This is a genomic window from Saccharopolyspora erythraea NRRL 2338 (genome assembly GCF_000062885.1).
Classification (GTDB): domain Bacteria; phylum Actinomycetota; class Actinomycetes; order Mycobacteriales; family Pseudonocardiaceae; genus Saccharopolyspora_D; species Saccharopolyspora_D erythraea.
This window is the reverse complement of the sequence record NC_009142.1, coordinates 881,545-897,798: the sequence shown is the minus strand read 5'-3', so window position 1 is coordinate 897,798 and position 16,254 is coordinate 881,545. Positions and strand designations below refer to the sequence as shown.

The 16,254-nt window shown below is 71.0% G+C and carries 12 protein-coding genes, 1 pseudogene and 1 riboswitch; of the genes and pseudogenes, 5 read left to right on the top strand and 8 right to left on the bottom strand.

Annotated elements, in window-relative coordinates; translation table 11 throughout:
* Nucleotides 1–156: 156 nt before the first annotated feature.
* A riboswitch (SAM riboswitch) is annotated at nt 157–244 on the bottom strand.
* A gap of 317 nt (nt 245–561) precedes the next feature.
* The 4 genes from rsmA to metG all read right to left on the bottom strand — a co-directional run bounded on the left by rsmA (nt 562) and on the right by metG (nt 6,480).
* On the bottom strand, nt 562–1,410 hold the full coding sequence (gene rsmA / locus SACE_RS03955; RefSeq protein ID WP_009944268.1) for a 16S rRNA (adenine(1518)-N(6)/adenine(1519)-N(6))-dimethyltransferase RsmA: 849 nt from the start codon (nt 1,408–1,410) through the stop codon (nt 562–564).
* Between the two features lie 279 nt (nt 1,411–1,689).
* Nucleotides 1,690–3,249 (bottom strand): resuscitation-promoting factor, encoded by a 1,560-nt coding sequence (locus SACE_RS03950; protein ID WP_009944269.1) that lies wholly within the window; start codon nt 3,247–3,249, stop codon nt 1,690–1,692.
* 473 nt (nt 3,250–3,722) lie between these two features.
* Nucleotides 3,723–4,604 carry a TatD family hydrolase gene (locus SACE_RS03945; protein WP_009944271.1) on the bottom strand — a complete coding sequence of 294 codons (882 nt, stop codon included), beginning with the start codon at nt 4,602–4,604 and terminating at the stop codon, nt 3,723–3,725.
* 79 nt (nt 4,605–4,683) lie between these two features.
* The gene (metG, locus tag SACE_RS03940) at nt 4,684–6,480 is read right to left on the bottom strand and encodes a methionine--tRNA ligase (RefSeq protein ID WP_009944272.1); all 1,797 of its coding nucleotides are present in this window, start codon (nt 6,478–6,480) and stop codon (nt 4,684–4,686) included.
* A gap of 64 nt (nt 6,481–6,544) precedes the next feature.
* Here metG and SACE_RS03935 point away from each other — a divergent pair, with 64 nt between their 5' ends.
* From SACE_RS03935 to SACE_RS03925, 3 genes are all read left to right on the top strand, one after another.
* Nucleotides 6,545–7,105, top strand: coding sequence for a PadR family transcriptional regulator (locus SACE_RS03935; RefSeq protein WP_009944273.1), 561 nt, complete (start codon nt 6,545–6,547; stop codon nt 7,103–7,105).
* A 69-nt stretch (nt 7,106–7,174) separates the two neighbouring features.
* Nucleotides 7,175–8,128: an ATP-binding cassette domain-containing protein gene (locus SACE_RS03930; protein ID WP_009944274.1), complete on the top strand. Its 954-nt coding sequence runs from the start codon at nt 7,175–7,177 to the stop codon at nt 8,126–8,128.
* Nucleotides 8,118–8,870 (top strand): ABC transporter permease, encoded by a 753-nt coding sequence (locus SACE_RS03925; protein ID WP_009944276.1) that lies wholly within the window; start codon nt 8,118–8,120, stop codon nt 8,868–8,870. The genes SACE_RS03930 and SACE_RS03925 overlap by 11 nt, the downstream gene beginning before the upstream one ends.
* A 314-nt stretch (nt 8,871–9,184) precedes the next feature.
* Here the strand turns inward: SACE_RS03925 and SACE_RS39005 are convergent.
* A pseudogene (locus SACE_RS39005) lies at nt 9,185–10,167 on the bottom strand (lipase family alpha/beta hydrolase).
* A 235-nt stretch (nt 10,168–10,402) separates the two neighbouring features.
* Here SACE_RS39005 and SACE_RS03910 point away from each other — a divergent pair.
* Complete coding sequence (locus tag SACE_RS03910) at nt 10,403–11,776, top strand: aminodeoxychorismate synthase component I (RefSeq protein ID WP_009944279.1); 1,374 nt, start codon at nt 10,403–10,405, stop codon at nt 11,774–11,776.
* Nucleotides 11,777–11,902: 126 nt separating this feature from the next.
* Here the strand turns inward: SACE_RS03910 and rsmI are convergent, their stop codons facing one another.
* On the bottom strand, nt 11,903–12,751 hold the full coding sequence (gene rsmI / locus SACE_RS03905) for a 16S rRNA (cytidine(1402)-2'-O)-methyltransferase (RefSeq protein WP_009944281.1): 849 nt from the start codon (nt 12,749–12,751) through the stop codon (nt 11,903–11,905).
* A 23-nt stretch (nt 12,752–12,774) separates the two neighbouring features.
* Here rsmI and SACE_RS03900 point away from each other — a divergent pair, with 23 nt between their 5' ends.
* A complete protein-coding gene (locus SACE_RS03900; protein WP_009944282.1) occupies nt 12,775–14,352 on the top strand; it encodes a dolichyl-phosphate-mannose--protein mannosyltransferase in 1,578 nt (525 codons plus the stop codon).
* Between the two features lie 183 nt (nt 14,353–14,535).
* Here the strand turns inward: SACE_RS03900 and SACE_RS03895 are convergent, their stop codons facing one another.
* Nucleotides 14,536–15,264: an ABC transporter permease gene (locus SACE_RS03895; protein WP_009944283.1), complete on the bottom strand. Its 729-nt coding sequence runs from the start codon at nt 15,262–15,264 to the stop codon at nt 14,536–14,538.
* A complete protein-coding gene (locus SACE_RS03890) occupies nt 15,264–16,184 on the bottom strand; it encodes an ABC transporter ATP-binding protein (protein WP_011873165.1) in 921 nt (306 codons plus the stop codon). Before SACE_RS03890 ends, SACE_RS03895 begins: the two co-directional genes overlap by 1 nt.
* Between the last annotated feature and the right edge of the window lie 70 nt (nt 16,185–16,254).

The window sequence follows — 16,254 nt, the reverse complement described above, 5'->3', positions numbered from 1 at the left end:
CACGCCTCGCGACGACAGCCAGTCGTCGTCCGTCGCCCGTGATCGATGACGCGGCGCTGCGTCAAAAGCAACTTGGGGTATCCGCGGCCGGACCGTCCCCGCCCAGCGGGGAGCGCACGAGCGTGCGGGCTGCGTACCAGAGTCTTGGACACCACAACTCCATCGGTCCTGGCGTTAGCACCTGCCCGTCGGGTGGTTGCTGCGGCGTCGCGGAGCCAGGTCTCTCGGCCGCTCGGGATGGATTTCCCGAATAGTAGACCCCACTGGCCGGACCGGACGCAAGTTGATAGTGGTCACTTACCGAAATCGTTCTATACATCACACCCTCGGACGAGCGGGAATTTCCAGTCCCGCCAAGGTGTTTACGTGACCCTGCGTAGCTGAACGCTGACTGCTGACAAGCCGCCGATCGGGTGGTCTCAACCCGAACGCGGACCCCGGCCCGGCAACCCCGCCCGGATCTTCGGTTCCATCGCCTGAGAGCGCGACCTTCCCAGCTCAGCCACCCGCGACCCCTGAGCCTTTTCGCTGCCACGCCGCCCAAAACAGCGCTGGTACGCCCTACTCGGGGTCGGCTTCGGCGGCTTCCGCGATCCGGGCGAAGTCCGCGATCTCGAGCTGCTCCCCGCGCGCGGCCGGGTCGACGCCCGCCGCGCGCAGCAGCCGCTCCGCCCGCGCCGCCGAGCCGGCCCATCCCGACAGCGCCGCGCGAAGGGTCTTGCGCCGCTGGGCGAAAGCCGCGTCGACCACGCGGAACACGTCCGCCCGCGCCACCTCCGACGGCGGCTCCACGCGGGTGAACGACACCAGCCCGGAGTCCACATTGGGCACCGGCCAGAAGACGTTGCGCGGCACCGGGCCCGCGCGCCGCACGTCGGCGAACCACGCCGCCTTCGCGCTCGGGACGCCGTAGGTCCGGTTGCCCGGCCTGGCCGCCATCCGGTCGGCGACCTCCGACTGCACCATGACCAGGCCGTGCCGCAGGGTCGGCAGCTCGGCGAGCAGGTGCAGGACCACGGGTACCGCGACGTTGTAGGGCAGGTTCGCCACCAGTGCGGTGGGCCTGCGGTCGCCGAGGTCATCGGCCCGCACGCGCAGCGCGTCGGCCTCCACCACGCGCAGCCGGCCGGCCAGCGCCGGGGAGTACTCGCTCGCGGTGCGCTCCAGCCTCGCGGCCAGCACGGGGTCGATCTCCACCGCCGTCACCGCCCCGGCGACGGGCAGCAGGGCCAGCGTCAGCGATCCGAGGCCCGGTCCCACCTCGAGGACGACGTCCTCGGCGGTCAGCGACGCCGCAGCGACGATGCGGCGCACCGTGTTCGGGTCGTGCACGAAGTTCTGGCCGAGCTTCTTGGTCGGCCGGATGCCCAGCTCACCGGCGAGCCGCCGAACGTCGGCGGGCCCGAGCAACCGGGCACCGGCCGTCCCGGCACCCGGATGCGGTTCCGCAGTCCCCGGTTCCGCGGCGGCACGATCACCGGAAGCCGCGAGCTCCTGCTCGTCGGCCCCCTGCCCGGGTGTCCACCCTTCGGGTCTGCGCTGGTCATCCACACCGAAAAAGTACCCGGACCGCGCACCCGCGCTCATGGCGACCCGGCGCACCCGCCCTGGAACCGGAAAACGCGTGTCCCGTTCCCAGCAGCGCAGGGAACGGGACACGCGTTCAGCACGGGCATGCCCGCGTCGAGATCAGTCCAGGCCGAGCTTGGACGAACAGGACGGCCAGGCGCCGTAGCCGCCGCGGGAGTCGCGGACCTTGGTCGCGACCGCGATCTGCTGCTCCCGGCTCGCCTGGTGCGGGTAAGCGGCGTACTGCGAACCGCCGTTGGCGTCCCAGGTCTTCTTGTCGAACTGCAGGCCGCCGTAGTAGCCGTTGCCCGAGTTCATCGCCCAGTTGCCGGTGGCCTCGCACTGCACCAGCTTGTCCCACACGGCGCTGTCCGGCGGCTCCTTGCCGCCGACGCGCACGACGCGCGGCTCCGGCTCCCGCAGGATCCGCTCCCCGACCGCCTCGCGGTCGGTCTCCTCGCCGTTCTTGGTGGTGACGCGGGTGAAGACGATCTTCTCGCCCGGCTTGCCCGGCTTCTCGACCCGCTCCTCGCCCTTGAACATCGTCTTGTCGACGATCTCCTGCACCGGCGGCGGGATCGGCGTGGTGACGTTGACGACCGAGCTGCCGGTCCGGTCGATGCGGACCTCGGCGCCGTCGGTGATCTTCTGGTCCCCGCCGGGGGTGATGTGGTCGTCCGGGCCGATGTCGAGCTTCTGCTCGGCGATCAGCTCGTTGACGTCGACAGCGGTGGTGTCGAGCTGGCGGGGCTGGTTGGCGCCGTCGAAGACGGTGATCGACTTCTTGGTCTTGACGACCAGGTCCATGCCCTGCTCGGGCACAGCCGTCGCGCGGTTGGCCGACAGCCACGCCCCGTCGGAGCGCACGCCGAGCTGGCGCAGCGCCTGGTCGACGGTGACCGAGCGGACCCACTCCTCGCGCTGCTCGCCGTCGACGGTCAGCTTGAGCAGCCTGCCGCGGTCGAGCGTGATGGTGTCGCCGTGGTCGATCTTGGAGGTCGGCGACGGGCTGAGCGCGTCGTGCTCGCCGATCTTGATGCCCTCGTCGGCGAGGACCTCGCCGACGGTGCCCTCCCAGGTGTTGACGGTCCGCTCCTGGCCGTCGACCTCGACCGTGACGGACTTGTCCATCGCGGCGGCGGCGCCACCGGTGCCGGTCATCGTCAGGATGACCGCGGTGACCGCGCCCTTGAGGAAGGTGCGCTTCCAGGAGCTGATCGCCTCGACGACCTCCGGCGGCGGGCCGTCGGCACCGTCGGTCTCCGGGACGGTGTCCGGGATGACCAGCGGCGGCAGGACCGTGGTCTCGGCGTTTATGAGGCGGATGACCTCGTCGACGTCGATCTCGGCCGTGGCGAGCATGTCCTCGGCCTGCGGCCCGAGCGCGTCGAAGATGTCCTGCGGGGTGATCTCCAGCGCCCCGGGCGGGAAGCTCGGGTGGTCCTCGGCCGGGTAGGCCGGGTGCGGCCGGGAGTCCGGCCGGTCGAGCACACCGACGGCGCTGTGGCGGGCTGTCATCTCGGTCGCCCAGGCGTCGCGCTGAGCCGGGTGTCCGGGCTCCTGCACCTGCCCGCCGACCGGGGTGAACCAGTCCGTCGATGCGTCGAAGGAATCGGCCCAGTAGGCCTCGTCATATCCGGGATATCCGGTATGCGAACCGGGCGTGCCGCGTCCGTTCACAGGGTCGTTACCTCCCGAAGGCGGAAGTAGCGCTCCGGACGGGGACGTGTTCGGCGACCGCGTTCATCCGCGGTACCGGACACCGTTCATCCCCCGCAAGGGTGCGCATAACCTTCGTGCTTCGTTTTGCGTCCGACTCCCGTAGCCAAGCGCCGTCCTAGCCTGCCCCGAACGTGGCTGGTTCGCGGCTCCGGCTTCCCCGACGGACACCGGCGGCGACTAGCGGGTGTTCCCGACGACTGCTTTGTCATCGGTTACGAGGCCGAGACTCTAGCGTGATCAGGAGGTGGTGCCAAGAACCCGGATTCCCGCTGTGAGCTCCATTACCCCGATTTGCCGCGCAACTCCGTACCGTGCGTCACAACTGATCTTCGCCTTGGGCCGAAAAGCTGTCACCCCATTGCGCCGAACGGCGCAGAGATCAGGCACGTATCGGGCAAGTTCCGTAGCTATGAGTGACTCTTTGCGCTATGTCACAACGAGCCGGTACCGCCCGCTCCGACCTGGTTCGACCGGTTCTGCGCCACTTCGCCGAGCCGGAAGGTCCGTTCGGCGGTCTCGGTGGTCGCTACAACCAGTTCCTCGACGCTCACCCCACGGAGTTCAGCGAGCGCCCGAAGGGTGTAATTCGCGCAATACGGCTCGTTGGGCCTGCCGCGGTACGGGTGCGGGGTGAGGAACGGCGCGTCGGTCTCCACGAGCATCTGCCCGGCCGGGACCAGCCGGGCCGCCTCGTGCAGCGCCCGGGCGTTGCGGAAGGTCGCGGTGCCGGCGAAGGACAGAACGTAGCCCGCGTCGACGCACCGGCGCGCGAAGTCGGCATCGCCGGAGAAGCAGTGGAAGACCACCGTGGAAGGGGCGCCTTCCTCTTCCAGGATGCGCAGGATGTCCTCGTGGGCCTCGCGGTCGTGGATCATCAGCGGCTTGCCGACCCGCTTGGCGAGGTCGATGTGCCAGCGGAAGGCCTCCTGCTGCGGCTCCGGCGGCGAGTAGTCCCAGTAGTAGTCCAGGCCGGTCTCACCGACGGCGACCACACGCGGGTGCCGCGAGAGCTCCTCCAGCGCCTCGCGGTCGGCGTCGTCGAAGTCCTTGGTGCGGGTGGGGTGCAGCGCCACCGCGGCGAACACGCGGTCGTCCCAAGTGGACGCCTCTGCCGCCCAGCGGGCGGAACCGATGTCGTCGGCGACCGTGACGACCCGGCCGACGCCCGCGGCCTGCGCGCGGTCCACGATGGCCCGCACGTCCTCGGCCGTCGACGCGCCGCAGGCGTCGAGGTGGGTGTGCGCGTCCACCGCGGACGCCGGCAGCGCCTCCGGCACCGGCGGCAGCTCGCGCCTGCTGTCCCGCTTGCTCATCGAACCCTCCACAAGTAGCAGGGCACTCCCGGGAGGTACCCGGGAGTGCCCAGTCGTCACGGCAGCGGCGCGCTGCGCCTCACGACTTCTCGATCGGCGCCCACTCCGGCCCCGTCTCGCCCAGCGCCGCGTCGAGCTTGGCGAACAGCGGCGTGGGCTTGTGCAACGGACGTCCGACCTCGATCTCCGTGGACTCCCAGCTCGCCTGCTCGGCGGCGTAGTCGCCCATCAGCACCGGGTACTCGCGCTCGGGGACGTCCAGGTCGGACACCTCGCGCAGCTCCGGCTGAGCCGACCAGACGCCGGTGCCGCCGAGCAGCTCGTGCACCTTCTGCGCGGAGTGCGGCAGGAACGGCGTGAGCAGCGTGTTGGCGTCGGAGACCACCTGCAGCGCGGTGTGCAGCACCGCGTCGCGGCGGTCCGGGTCTTCCTTGAGCTTCCACGGCTCCTGGTCGGACAGGTACTTGTTGGCCGCCGAGACGACCCGCATGGCCTCCTGCGCGGCCGCCTTGAAGCGGGAGCGCTGGAGGTGGCCGCCGACGGTCTCGAAGGCGTTGCGCGACAGGGTCTTCAGCTCCTCGTCGGCGGCCCGCGGGGAGGTCGGCGCCGGTACCGCGCCGTTGTTCTTCGCGGCCATCGACACCGAGCGGTTGACCAGGTTGCCCCACTCGTTGGCCAGCTCGAAGTTGACGCGCCGGACGAACTCGTCCCAGGTGAAGTCGGTGTCCTGGTTCTCGGGGCCCGCCACCGAGATGAAGTAGCGCAGCGTGTCCGGGCCGAACTCGCGCAGGAAGTCGCGCACGTAGATCACGGTGCCGCGCGAGGTGGAGAACTTCGAGCCGCTCATGGTGAGGAACTCGCTGGAGACGATCTCGTCGGGCAGGTTGAGCTGCCCGTAGGGGCCGACCTCGCCGCCCTTGTCGCCCTGGCCGTTGTGGCCCATCAGCAGCGCGGGCCAGATCTGGGCGTGGAAGGTGATGTTGTCCTTGCCCATGAAGTAGTAGCCCTGGGCCGAGGGGTCGGTCCAGAACTGCTTCCAGGCGTCGGGGTCGCCGGTGCGGCGGGCCCACTCCACGCTGGCCGAGAAGTAGCCGATGACGGCGTCGAACCAGACGTATAGGCGCTTCATCGACTGGTCGCGCCAGCCGTCCAGCGGGATCGGCACGCCCCAGTCCAGGTCGCGGCTGATCGCCCGGGGCCGCATGTCCTCGACCAGGTTCTGGGTGAACTTCAGGACGTTGGACCGCCAGCCGGTGCGGGTGGAGAGCCACTTGCCCAGCGACTCGGTGAACGCCGAGAGGTCGAGGAACAGGTGCTCGGTCTCGACGAAGTCGGGCTTCTCGCCGTTGATCCGGGAGACCGGGTTGATCAGCTCGGCCGGGTCGAGCTGGTTGCCGCAGTTGTCGCACTGGTCGCCGCGCGCGCCGTCGTAGCCGCAGATCGGGCAGGTGCCCTCGATGTAGCGGTCCGGCAGCGTGCGGCCGGTGCTCGGGCTGATCGCGCCGGTGGTCGTCTTCGGGATGATGTAGCCGTTGCGGTGCAGCGCGAGGAAGATCTGCTGCACGACCTCGTAGTGGTTGCCGGTCGTGGTGCGGGTGAACAGGTCGTAGGACAGCCCGAGCCCCTGGAGGTCCTCGGTGATCACCCGGTTGTACTTGTCGGCGAGCTCGCGGGTGCTCAGGCCCTCCTTGTCGGCCTGGACCGAGATCGGGGTGCCGTGCTCGTCGGTGCCGGACACCATGAGCACCCGGTTGCCCGCCATTCGCTGGTAGCGCGAGAAGACGTCGGAGGGCACACCGAAGCCGGAGACGTGGCCGATGTGCCGCGGACCGTTGGCGTAGGGCCAGGCCACAGCGGTCAACACAGAGGCACTCATGTTCCATAGCCTACGTTCGGGGGGCGGTGCGCCTCGAACGGGTTCTGGTTTGCGCGGAGGTCGGATGTCGGCGACGAAACTGCTGGTACTCGGCGTGCTGCGGATGCACGGCCGGGCGCACGGCTACCAGGTGCGCAGGGAGCTGCTGTCCTGGTCGGCCGACCGGTGGGCCAACGTCCGGCAGGGCTCGATCTACAACGCGCTGCGCAGGCTGGCCAAGGACGGGCTGCTCGCGCAGGAGGAGGCCGAACCCGGCGAGGCCGGCCCCGAACGCACCGCCTACCGGCTGACCGAAGACGGCGAGGCCGAGTTCGACCTGCTGCTGCGGCGCACCCTGGTGGACCCGGACTCCGGTATCGCGATCAGCGCCGCGATCCCCTTCCTGCCCTTCGTAGGGCGCAAGGAGCTGATCGACCTGCTCTCCCACCGCAGAGTGAAGACCGAGTCGGCGCTTGCCACGACCCGCCACCTGCTGGAGGGCAACGACGAGATGGGCAAGCCCGCCCACGTCAGGGAGCTCTTCCGGCTGTGGGCGATCGGCGTGGAGGGCGACCTGCGCTGGATCGACGAGCTGGTCGGGCGGCTGGAGGCGGGCGAGTACCGGCTCGCGGGCGAAGCCGACTAGTCAAAGTTGACCAAACACTCGCCGGTGGCCCATGCTTACCGAGTAGTCAAACTTGACCAAAGGAGCCGCATGATCCACGCAAGCGGGCTGAGCCACCGCTTCCGGACGAAGCAGGGGCCTGTCGACGCCGTTCGCGGGGTGGACATCGACATCGCGGAGAGCGAACTCGTCGGTTTCCTCGGCCCCAACGGCGCGGGCAAGACCACCACCATGCGGATGCTGACGACCCTGCTGCCGCCGACGGCGGGCGAGGCGACCGTGGCGGGCCGCGACCTGCGCACCGACCCGTTCGGCGTCCGCCGCCGCATCGGCTACGTGCCGCAGAGCGGGTCGGCGGGCATGGACCGCAGGGTCGGCGACGAACTGCGCACGCAGGGCCGCTTCCACGGCCAGTCCAGAGCCGAGGCACGCCGGAAATGCGCCGAACTGCTCGACCGTTTCGACCTGTCCGACCTCGACCAGCGCCCGGTGGCGGCCCTCTCCGGCGGCCAGCGCCGGCGGCTCGACATCGCGCTCGGCCTCATCCACGACCCGCGCCTGCTGTTCCTCGACGAGCCGAGCACCGGCCTCGACCCGCACAGCCGCGCCAACCTGTGGGAGCACGTCCGCGCGCTGCGCGCCGGGCACGGCACGACCGTCCTGATCAGCACGCACTACCTGGACGAGGCAGACGCGCTGTGCGACCGGCTGCTGGTGATCGACCACGGCCGGATCGTCGCCACCGGCACCCCGGAGGAACTCAAGCAGCGGGTATCCGGCGACCTGGTGGTGTTCACCTGCGCCGACCCGGCCACGGCCGCCACCGCCGTGCGGGCCATGCCGGAGGCGACCGACGTCCGCACCGAAGGCGGCGAGGTCCGCCTCCGGACAGCGCGGGGCGACACCGCGCTCACCGCCCTGCTCCGCAGGCTCGACTCGGCGGGAATCACCCCGCTGTCCCTGCGCGTCGAGCGCCCCAGCCTCGACGACGTGTTCCTCGAACTGACCGGCCACAGCCTGCGGGAGGCATCCGTTGCGGCGTAACTCCTGGCCCACCGACACCTGGCTGGTCTTCCGGCACGCGCTGGACCCCACGCTGCGCAACCCGTTCGTCCTGGCGATCGGCCTGGTCCAGCCGCTGCTCTACCTGCTGCTGTTCGGCCCGCTGCTCGTGACCGGTCTGCCCGGGGCGTCGTGGGAGGGCTTCCTGCCCGGAATCCTGGTGATGCTGGCGATGTTCGGAGCCGGCTTCGCCGGTTTCTCCCTCATCCCCGACCAGCGCGCCGGGGTGCTCGATCGAATGCGGGTGAGCCCGCTGAGCAGGACGGCGTTGCTGCTCGGCAGGGTCCTGCGCGACACAACCCTCGTCGTCGTGCAGGCCGTGCTGATCACCGCGCTGGCAGCCCTGCTGTTCGGACTCACCGTCCCGCTCACCGCCATCCTGCTCGGACTCGGCGTGCTGGCGCTGCTGAGCATCACGCTGGCCAGCGCCTCGTACCTGCTCGCCCTCCGGCTGACCAACGAGTACGAGTTCGCCCCCGTGGTCCAGAGCCTGTCGATGCCCCTGCTCCTGCTGTCGGGCTTCCTGATCCCGATGGAAGCCGGCCCCGACTGGCTCCGACTGCTCTCGCGGCTCAACCCCATGACCTACGTGGTCGACGCCGAACGCAGCCTCTTCGTAGGCGAGGGAATGTCACCAACGACCCTCACCGGCATCGGCGCATCGGCAGCGCTGGCCACCCTGGCACTGCTACTGGGCACCCGCGCCTTCCGCACAGCGCACTAGCCAACACAGGCGGAGCCCGGTTCTCATCCCGTCGACCTGGCGCCAGCCCGATCAGACCGGGTCAAGGGGGCCCGCTCGCTCCCACCGCAGGCTGCCTCGAAAACCGGCCCCCTTGACGCGGTCTGATAGCCCTCGTGGAGGTCGACGGGATAAGAACCGCCACCGCACCACCGCAAGATGCCTCGAAAACCCACTCATCCCGGAGACCTGCCGGGGGCCTGGGGGCGGCGAGCGCCCCAGAAACCACCCACCCACCGCAAGCCGCAAGGCCGGGGTGAGTCCCCCGAAAACCCACGTGCCCCCGCTCCTCCCCCTCACTCCGTTCCGGGGAGGCACTGCACAGGTTCGGCGTTCGCCGGGTCGAGGGCGTTCAGCACCATCTGCCCGACGTTCGGGTCGAAAGCCACCGCGACGTGTTCGGCGAAGTCCCTCGTGCACACGTCCTGCAGCACGATGTTCGTCGCGTCCGGCGAGTCGAGGTGGCCGCTGGTGTACGGGGTGACCAGCTGGTCGTACTTCGTCATGACCGTCGTGTACTCGATTCCCGGCACCGCCGCGCCGCCCTCGTTGAGCTTCTTCATGAAGTCGGAGTCGTGGAAGAACTGCGTGCACGAGGCGCACAGGCCGTCGGCGACGTTGCCCAGGCCGGGGATCTCGGTGGTCAGCCGGTCGATGATCTCCGACGTGCTGTTGAGCGTCGTGCCGTCGTAGAGCGGGGTGAGCGCGACGTAGCGGCGCACGTTGGGGGCGCCGTCCAGGAACTTCAGGTAGTACTGCGGCATCACCGTCCCCTCGGAATGCCCCACGAAATCCACCTGCTCGCTCCCGTCACCTCCAGCACCAGGTCGACGAAGTCCGCGAGTTCTTCGGCGCTCTGCTCCATCGGCGCGAAACCGCCGGTGACCGGAGGCATCCCGGGCGGTCGTCCGTAGGTCAGGGCGAAGACGCAGTAGCCCTCGTCGGCCAGCAGTGGAGCGATGTAGGCCCAGTTGGTGGCGGCCGCTCCGCCCAGACCGTGCACGAGCACCACCGGCACCGGGTGCTCGTCGGACGGCTCGCAGCTCCAGTCGTTGGCTCCCGCCGGCGCCTCCTCAGCCGCCCCCGCCTCCGCAGTTCCGCCAGCTGCCGCCGCGTCCGCAGTTCCGCCAGCCGCACCGGCCTCCGCGATTCCGCCAACCGACCCGCCCACCGCGGTTTCGTCCGCCGCCACCGGCGGCTGGGCGCCCGCAGCAGGCGAGACTCCGCCGATCACGGTCACCGCGGCAGCCACGGCCACAACCGCGTTCCGAATCCGCATTCCGCTCACCTCGTCGTGATCGAAGCCGGCGCATTCCGGAACGCTGGCCTTTCGGAACACAACGGGGCGACACCCGGAAGGTGATGCTGATCACTGCGCCGCCACCCGTTCAGCCCAGCGCAGTCCCGATGCGGAAGTCTTCGCCGGTTGGTCGAGCCGGCCTCGTCAGGAGTCGTCTTCTCACTGGCCGGGCCGCCGCGACCGGTGCGGACTACCCGGTGTTCATACTGGCGGAGTGCAGGTTTTCACCCGATCGATCGTCGGCGGTGCGAGCGCCGAAGCCGTGTTGCGGCGGCTCTCGGACCGCGCCCGGCAACGCGGGCTGCCGCCGCCCGCCGCGCTGACCGGCGACTGGTTCGGGGGCGGCGCCGTGCTGGTCCCGTCGGTGTCCATCGGTCCCCAGGACGACCCGTTCGCCGTCCTGGACGCCTTCGACTCCGAGGATGCCGCGTCCACCGCCGATGTGCCGGAGGGCGCGGTCGGGGGCGGCTGGATCGGATACCTCGGCTACGGCCTGACCGACCCGGGAAGGCACGCCCAGCCCCGCAGGCTGCCGTTGTCGGCTTGGGGCTGGACCGACCACGTCCTGCGCCGCGACCGCGAGGGCCAGTGGTGGTTCGAGTCGCTCGGTCCCGCCGACCCCGCCCTCGTCGACGAGTTGACCGCCCTCGTCTCCGACGCCGACCTCGGTTCCCCTTCCGCCCCCGGTTCGTCGACCGATCTCGCTTCCCCCCAGCATTCCCAGTGGCAGGTGGGGCCCGTACGCCAGCCGGACGCCGACCTGCACCGCAAGGCCGTGCGGGGCTGCGTCGAGCAGATCGCGGCCGGCGAGATCTTCCAGGCCAACATCTGCAGCCGTTTCGCCGTGCCGTTCACCGGCGATCCGCTGGAGGTGTTCGCGGCGGGCAGCGAGCGGTTCCGCCCGGCGCGGGCCGCCTACGTGGCCGGCGACTGGGGTGCGGTGGCGTCGCTCTCGCCCGAACTCTTCCTGGCACGCAGTGGCGACGTCGTGCACTCCAGCCCGATCAAGGGCACGCTGCCGCGTCGTGGACCGCAGGACGACGCCAACGCGGAGCTGTTGCGGGCTTCGGCGAAGGATGTCGCGGAGAACGTGATGATCGTCGACATGGCCCGCAACGACCTTGGCCGCGTCGCGTCGACCGGTCGCGTCACCGTCCCGAAGCTGCTCGATGTGCAGCCGCACCCGGGTGTCTGGCACCTGGTCTCCGACGTGCGCGCCGAGGTCCCAGCCGGGCTGTCGAACTCGCGACTGCTGGAGGCGACCTTCCCGCCGGCGTCGGTGACCGGCGCTCCCAAGGTCCGGGCGCTTGAGGTCATCGGCGAACTGGAGGACGTGGCGCGCGACGTCTACTGCGGTGCGGTGGGCATGGTCTCCCCCGCGGCCGGCCTGGAGCTGAACGTCGCGATCCGCACCCTGGAGTACTCCAACGGCATGCTTCACCTGGGTGTCGGCGGCGGCATCACCGCCGACTCCGACCCGGAGCGCGAGTGGCAGGAGTGCCTGACCAAGGCCGCCCCTCTGCTGTCGCTGCTGCGCAGCGGCACCTCACAACAGTCGACCGACACGGCCACCGCCTCAACCTGCTGAAAGCCGCGCCTTTCCGCACGACGTCGCCGCAACGGCCCGCTGCCCACTTCGCCGCCCGACTCGGCACGCCACCACCGCCGGGCTACGCCCGCCGCCGAATCGCCGCCGCGCCGCCCTCCGGCCGCCTCAACGACGCGCGGCAAGCACGGCGTCGTAAAGCTCCTTCTTCCGCACGCCCGCCATCTCGGCGACCTCTGCGACGGCGTCCTTGAGCCGGACGCCGTCTGCGGCGCGCTCCTCGACCTGCGACACCAGCTCCGCCGGGTCCGACGTCTCCGCCGGTGCCGCTCCGCCGAGGACGACGGTGATCTCGCCGCGCACGCCGTCGGCCGCCCACTGCGCGAGCTCGGCGAGGCTGCCGCGGCGGATCTCCTCGTAGGTCTTGGTCAGCTCCCGGCAGACCGCCGCCGGCCGCCGGCCGCCGAGCACCTCCACGGCGTCGGCGAGGGCGTCGGCGAGCCGGTGCGGCGCCTCGAAGAACACGCACGTCCGCTGCTCGGCCTGCAACCGGGCGAACCACCGGCGCCGCTCGCCCTGCTTGCGCGGCGGGAAGCCCTCGAAGCAGAACCGGTCGGACGGCAGGCCCGACACCGCCAGCGCCGTGGTCACCGCCGACGGCCCCGGCAGGCAGGTGACCGCCAGGCCCTCCTCGACGCAGGCCGACACGAGCCGGTAGCCGGGGTCCGACACGCTCGGCATGCCGGCGTCGGTGACCAAAAGCACGCTGCGGCCGGCGCGCAGCTCGTCGAGCAGCATCGGGGTCCGGGTCGCCTCGACCGCCTCGTAGTAGCTGACGACCTTCCCGCCCGGCGTGACGCCCAGCGCAGTGGCCAGGGCCCGCACCCGGCGGGTGTCCTCGGCGGCCACCACGTCGGCGGATCCGAGCGCGTCGACCAGCCGGGCCGACGCGTCCCTGGCGTCGCCGAGCGGCGTGGCGGCGAGGAGCAAGGTGCCCGATCCGGCGACGAGGTCCATGACCCCAACCCTACGATCTGGGTGTGAGTGTCCTCGTACCGAACTCCGGTGGCCGTACCGCCGACGAGCCGGTCCAGGTCGGCCAGACGCCCCCCGTGCGGACGCCGGGCGAGGGCGATCCCCGGCACCTGCTCGACGTGGCGATGCCCGCCGACCGGCTCCGCGCCTGGGTGATCACGGTGGTCATCGCGCTGGCCGCGGGCGTGGTCCGGTTCTGGAACCTGGGCCACGCCACCGACGAGGGCACGCCGGTCTTCGACGAGAAGCACTACGTGCCGCAGGCGTGGCAGATGCTGCGCAACGGCGGCTACGAGGACAACCCCGGCTACGAGCTGGTGGCGCACCCGCCCGTGGGCAAGCAGCTCATCGCGATCGGCGAGTGGCTGTTCGGCTACACGCCGTGGGGATGGCGGGTGGCGGCCGCGCTGGCCGGGACGGTCATGGTGCTGCTGATCGTGCGCATCGCCCGCAGGCTCACCCGCTCGACGCTGCTCGGCGCGCTCGCGGGGCTGCTGCTGATCTGCGACGGGCTGAGCCACGTGCAGTCGCGGGTGGGGATGCTCGACATCTTCCAGGCGATGTTCCTGCTGGCGGCGTTCGCGTGCCTGCTGGCCGATCGCGACCAGGTGCGGCAGCGAATGTCGCTGGTCTTCGCCGACGGCCGCATCGGTGACTCGGTGTGGGGTCCGCGGCTCGGGTTCCGGTGGTGGCGCTTCGGCGCCGGGATCCTGCTGGGCCTGACCTGCGGGGTCAAGTGGAACGGCATCTACTACATCATGGCGTTCGGGCTGCTCTGCGTGTTCTGGGACGTCATGGCCCGGCGGGCGGCCGGGGTGCGCAGGCCGTGGTCGGGCACGCTGGTGCGCGACACGCTGCCCGCGCTGCGGTCGATGGTGGCGATCCCGCTGCTGGTGTACTTCGCGACCTGGGCGAACTGGTTCGCCAGCGAGACCGCGACCGACCGGCACGCGACGCTGGTCGCCGACGACGTGGGGATGGCGTTCCTGCCGGACCCGCTGCGGTCGCTGCTGTACTACCAGCTCAACGTGCTGGACTTCCACACGCACCTGTCCACGCCCGCCAACGACCCGCATCCCTGGGAGTCCAAGCCCTGGGCGTGGCCGATGGGCATGCGGCCGATGCTCTACTACTACGAGAACAACGTGCCGGGCTGCGGCCGCGCGAGCTGCGTCGAGGCGACGATGCTCATCGGGACGCCCGCGCTGTGGTGGATCGCGCTGCCGGTGGCCGCGTGGGCGGTGTGGCGGGCGACCAGCGCGCTGGACTGGCGCTACGGCGCGGTGCTGGTCGGCTACGGCGCGGGCTACCTGCCGTGGTTCCTCAACCTCGACCGGCAGATGTACTACTTCTACGCGACGCCGCTGGCGCCGTTCCTGGTGCTGGGGATCGTGCTGGTGCTCGGCGAGATCCTCGGCGGCGCCCGCGACCACCTGGAGCGGCGCAAGACCGGGCTGCTGGTCGTCGCGCTCTACACGGGACTGGTGGTGGCCAACTTCGTGTGGCTGTGGCCGGTGCTCAACGGCGACGCGATCACCCCGGAGCGCTGGCAGGCCGAGCTGTGGCTGCCGTCCTGGCGCTGAGCCACCACGGCGCGGCACGCCCGCTGATCAGCCGCAACACGGCACCGCAAGCCACTACAGATCGGTACCGCGAGCCGCTGCGTCCCCGTCAGCCCCTCTGAGCCCCCGCCACCCAGCCGAGCCGCGCCCCCCGCGCGTCGGCGCGCCGGGACCCCCAGCCGGACCCGGCGCGCCGCTGCGCCACTATGCCCGCGGGTCCCAGCGGAACCACCCGCGAGCGGCCACACCGCAGAGCAGCACCCACCCGAGCAGTGCCAGCACCGCCGGAAGGGCCGCGTTGACCTGGGCTGTCCAGTCCTGCGGCGTCATGGACAGCCGCACCAGCTCGGCCACGGCCGCGCCCGGCAGCAGCAGCGCCGCCCACGTTCCGCCCGCGCTGACCGACGCCCAGAGCGCCCCGCCGAACATGGCGAAGAAGAACGGCAGGGTGGTGATCTGCGCCTGCTCCGCCGTCGAGGTGCGACCGCTGGTCGCGACGCCCGCGAGAAGGCACATGACCAGGCCCCCGGCCACCGCGACGACCAGCAGCAGCGGGTTGCCGCCGAGCGGAGCGCCGAACGCCGCCGAGAGCCCGAGCACGACGGCGGACTGCACGACGCCCAGCACGGCCGTCGGGACCAGCATCCCGGCCAGCACCACGACCGGCGCGGGTTCGGCGCTGCACAGCCGCTTGAGGTAGAGGTCCTCGCGACGGCTGGTCAGCGCGGTGCTGGTGGTGAAGTAGACCGTGAAGCCCAGCACCGCCAGCAGCTGCAAGGCGACGGTCATGGCCCAGCCACCTTCGGCGGGCCGCGAGTAGGCGAGGAAGACGCCCATCACCAGCGGCAGGGCGGTCGCGCTGAAGGCGACGGTCCGGTTGCGGATCAGCAGCTTCCACTCGGTGGCGCCGATCGCGAGCAGTGCGTTGCCCATCAGACCGCGACCTCCCCTTCCCGCACGTCGTCCTCTTCCCGCACGCCGTGGAACACGTCCTCCAGCGAGGCGTTGCGGGCGCGCAGTCCGCCCAGGCGCAGACCGTGCTCGTCCGCCCAGCTCAGCAGCGCGTGCAGATCGCGCTGCAGGTCGCGAGTGGTGATCCGGTAGCTCCCGGCATCGTCCGCGCTCACCGATCCGCGCAGCCGCGGCAGCACCGCGGGCCGGGGCAGGACGAAGTCGATCCGGGCCTGGCGGCTGGCCAGCACGTCGACCAGCGACCCGGAGACCGCGATCCGGCCCCGGTGCATGATCGCCAACCGGTGCGCCAGCCGCTCGGCCTCCTCCAGGTAGTGCGTGGTCAGCAGCACCGTGGTGCCCTCGGCGAGCAGCCCGCGCACGACCTCCCAGGTCGCCCGCCGCGACTCGGGGTCGAGCCCGGTGGTGGGCTCGTCGAGGAACAGCAGCCGCGGCCTGCCCAGCATCGCCAGCACCAGGTCGAGCCTGCGGCGTTCACCGCCGGAGAGCCGCTTGACCGCGACGTCCCGGCGGTGGCCGAGGGAAAGCGCGTCCAGCGCGGTGTCCACATCGGATGCACGGCTGACCATCGAGCGCCACAGCCGGACGGTCTCGCCGACCGTGAGGTCTCCCGCGAAACCGCTGTCCTGCAACATGATCCCGACCTGCCTTCGCACTTCGGCCCGGTTCTGCCAGGGGTCCATCCCGAACACCCGAACCGTTCCCGCGGCCGGAGGCCGGTGGCCCTCGACGGTTTCCATCGTGGTCGTCTTGCCCGCGCCGTTGGTGCCCAGCAACGCGAACAGCTCGCCCTGCGCCACTTCGAAGTCGACGCCGCGAACGGCTTCGAAGTCCCCGTAGGAACACCGCAGCCCGTTCACCGCGATCACTGGTCCTGTCATGCCCCGAAGCCTCGCCGCGGGCCGCGCCCGCCGGTAGGGCGATCAGTCAGCGGCTCGGTCCGGCGTTGTC

Excerpts from the sequence above, each read along its gene's own strand:
- SACE_RS03935 (WP_009944273.1), top strand. The coding sequence starts at position 6,545 with ATGTCGGCGACGAAACTGCTGGTACTCGGCGTGCTGCGGATGCACGGC.
- SACE_RS03945 (WP_009944271.1), bottom strand. The coding sequence starts at position 4,604 with ATGAGCAAGCGGGACAGCAGGCGCGAGCTGCCGCCGGTGCCGGAGGCG.
- SACE_RS03895 (WP_009944283.1), bottom strand. The coding sequence starts at position 15,264 with ATGGGCAACGCACTGCTCGCGATCGGCGCCACCGAGTGGAAGCTGCTG.
- metG (WP_009944272.1), bottom strand. The coding sequence starts at position 6,480 with ATGAGTGCCTCTGTGTTGACCGCTGTGGCCTGGCCCTACGCCAACGGT.
- SACE_RS03890 (WP_011873165.1), bottom strand. The coding sequence starts at position 16,184 with ATGACAGGACCAGTGATCGCGGTGAACGGGCTGCGGTGTTCCTACGGG.
- rsmI (WP_009944281.1), bottom strand. The coding sequence starts at position 12,751 with ATGGACCTCGTCGCCGGATCGGGCACCTTGCTCCTCGCCGCCACGCCG.
- SACE_RS03930 (WP_009944274.1), top strand. The coding sequence starts at position 7,175 with ATGATCCACGCAAGCGGGCTGAGCCACCGCTTCCGGACGAAGCAGGGG.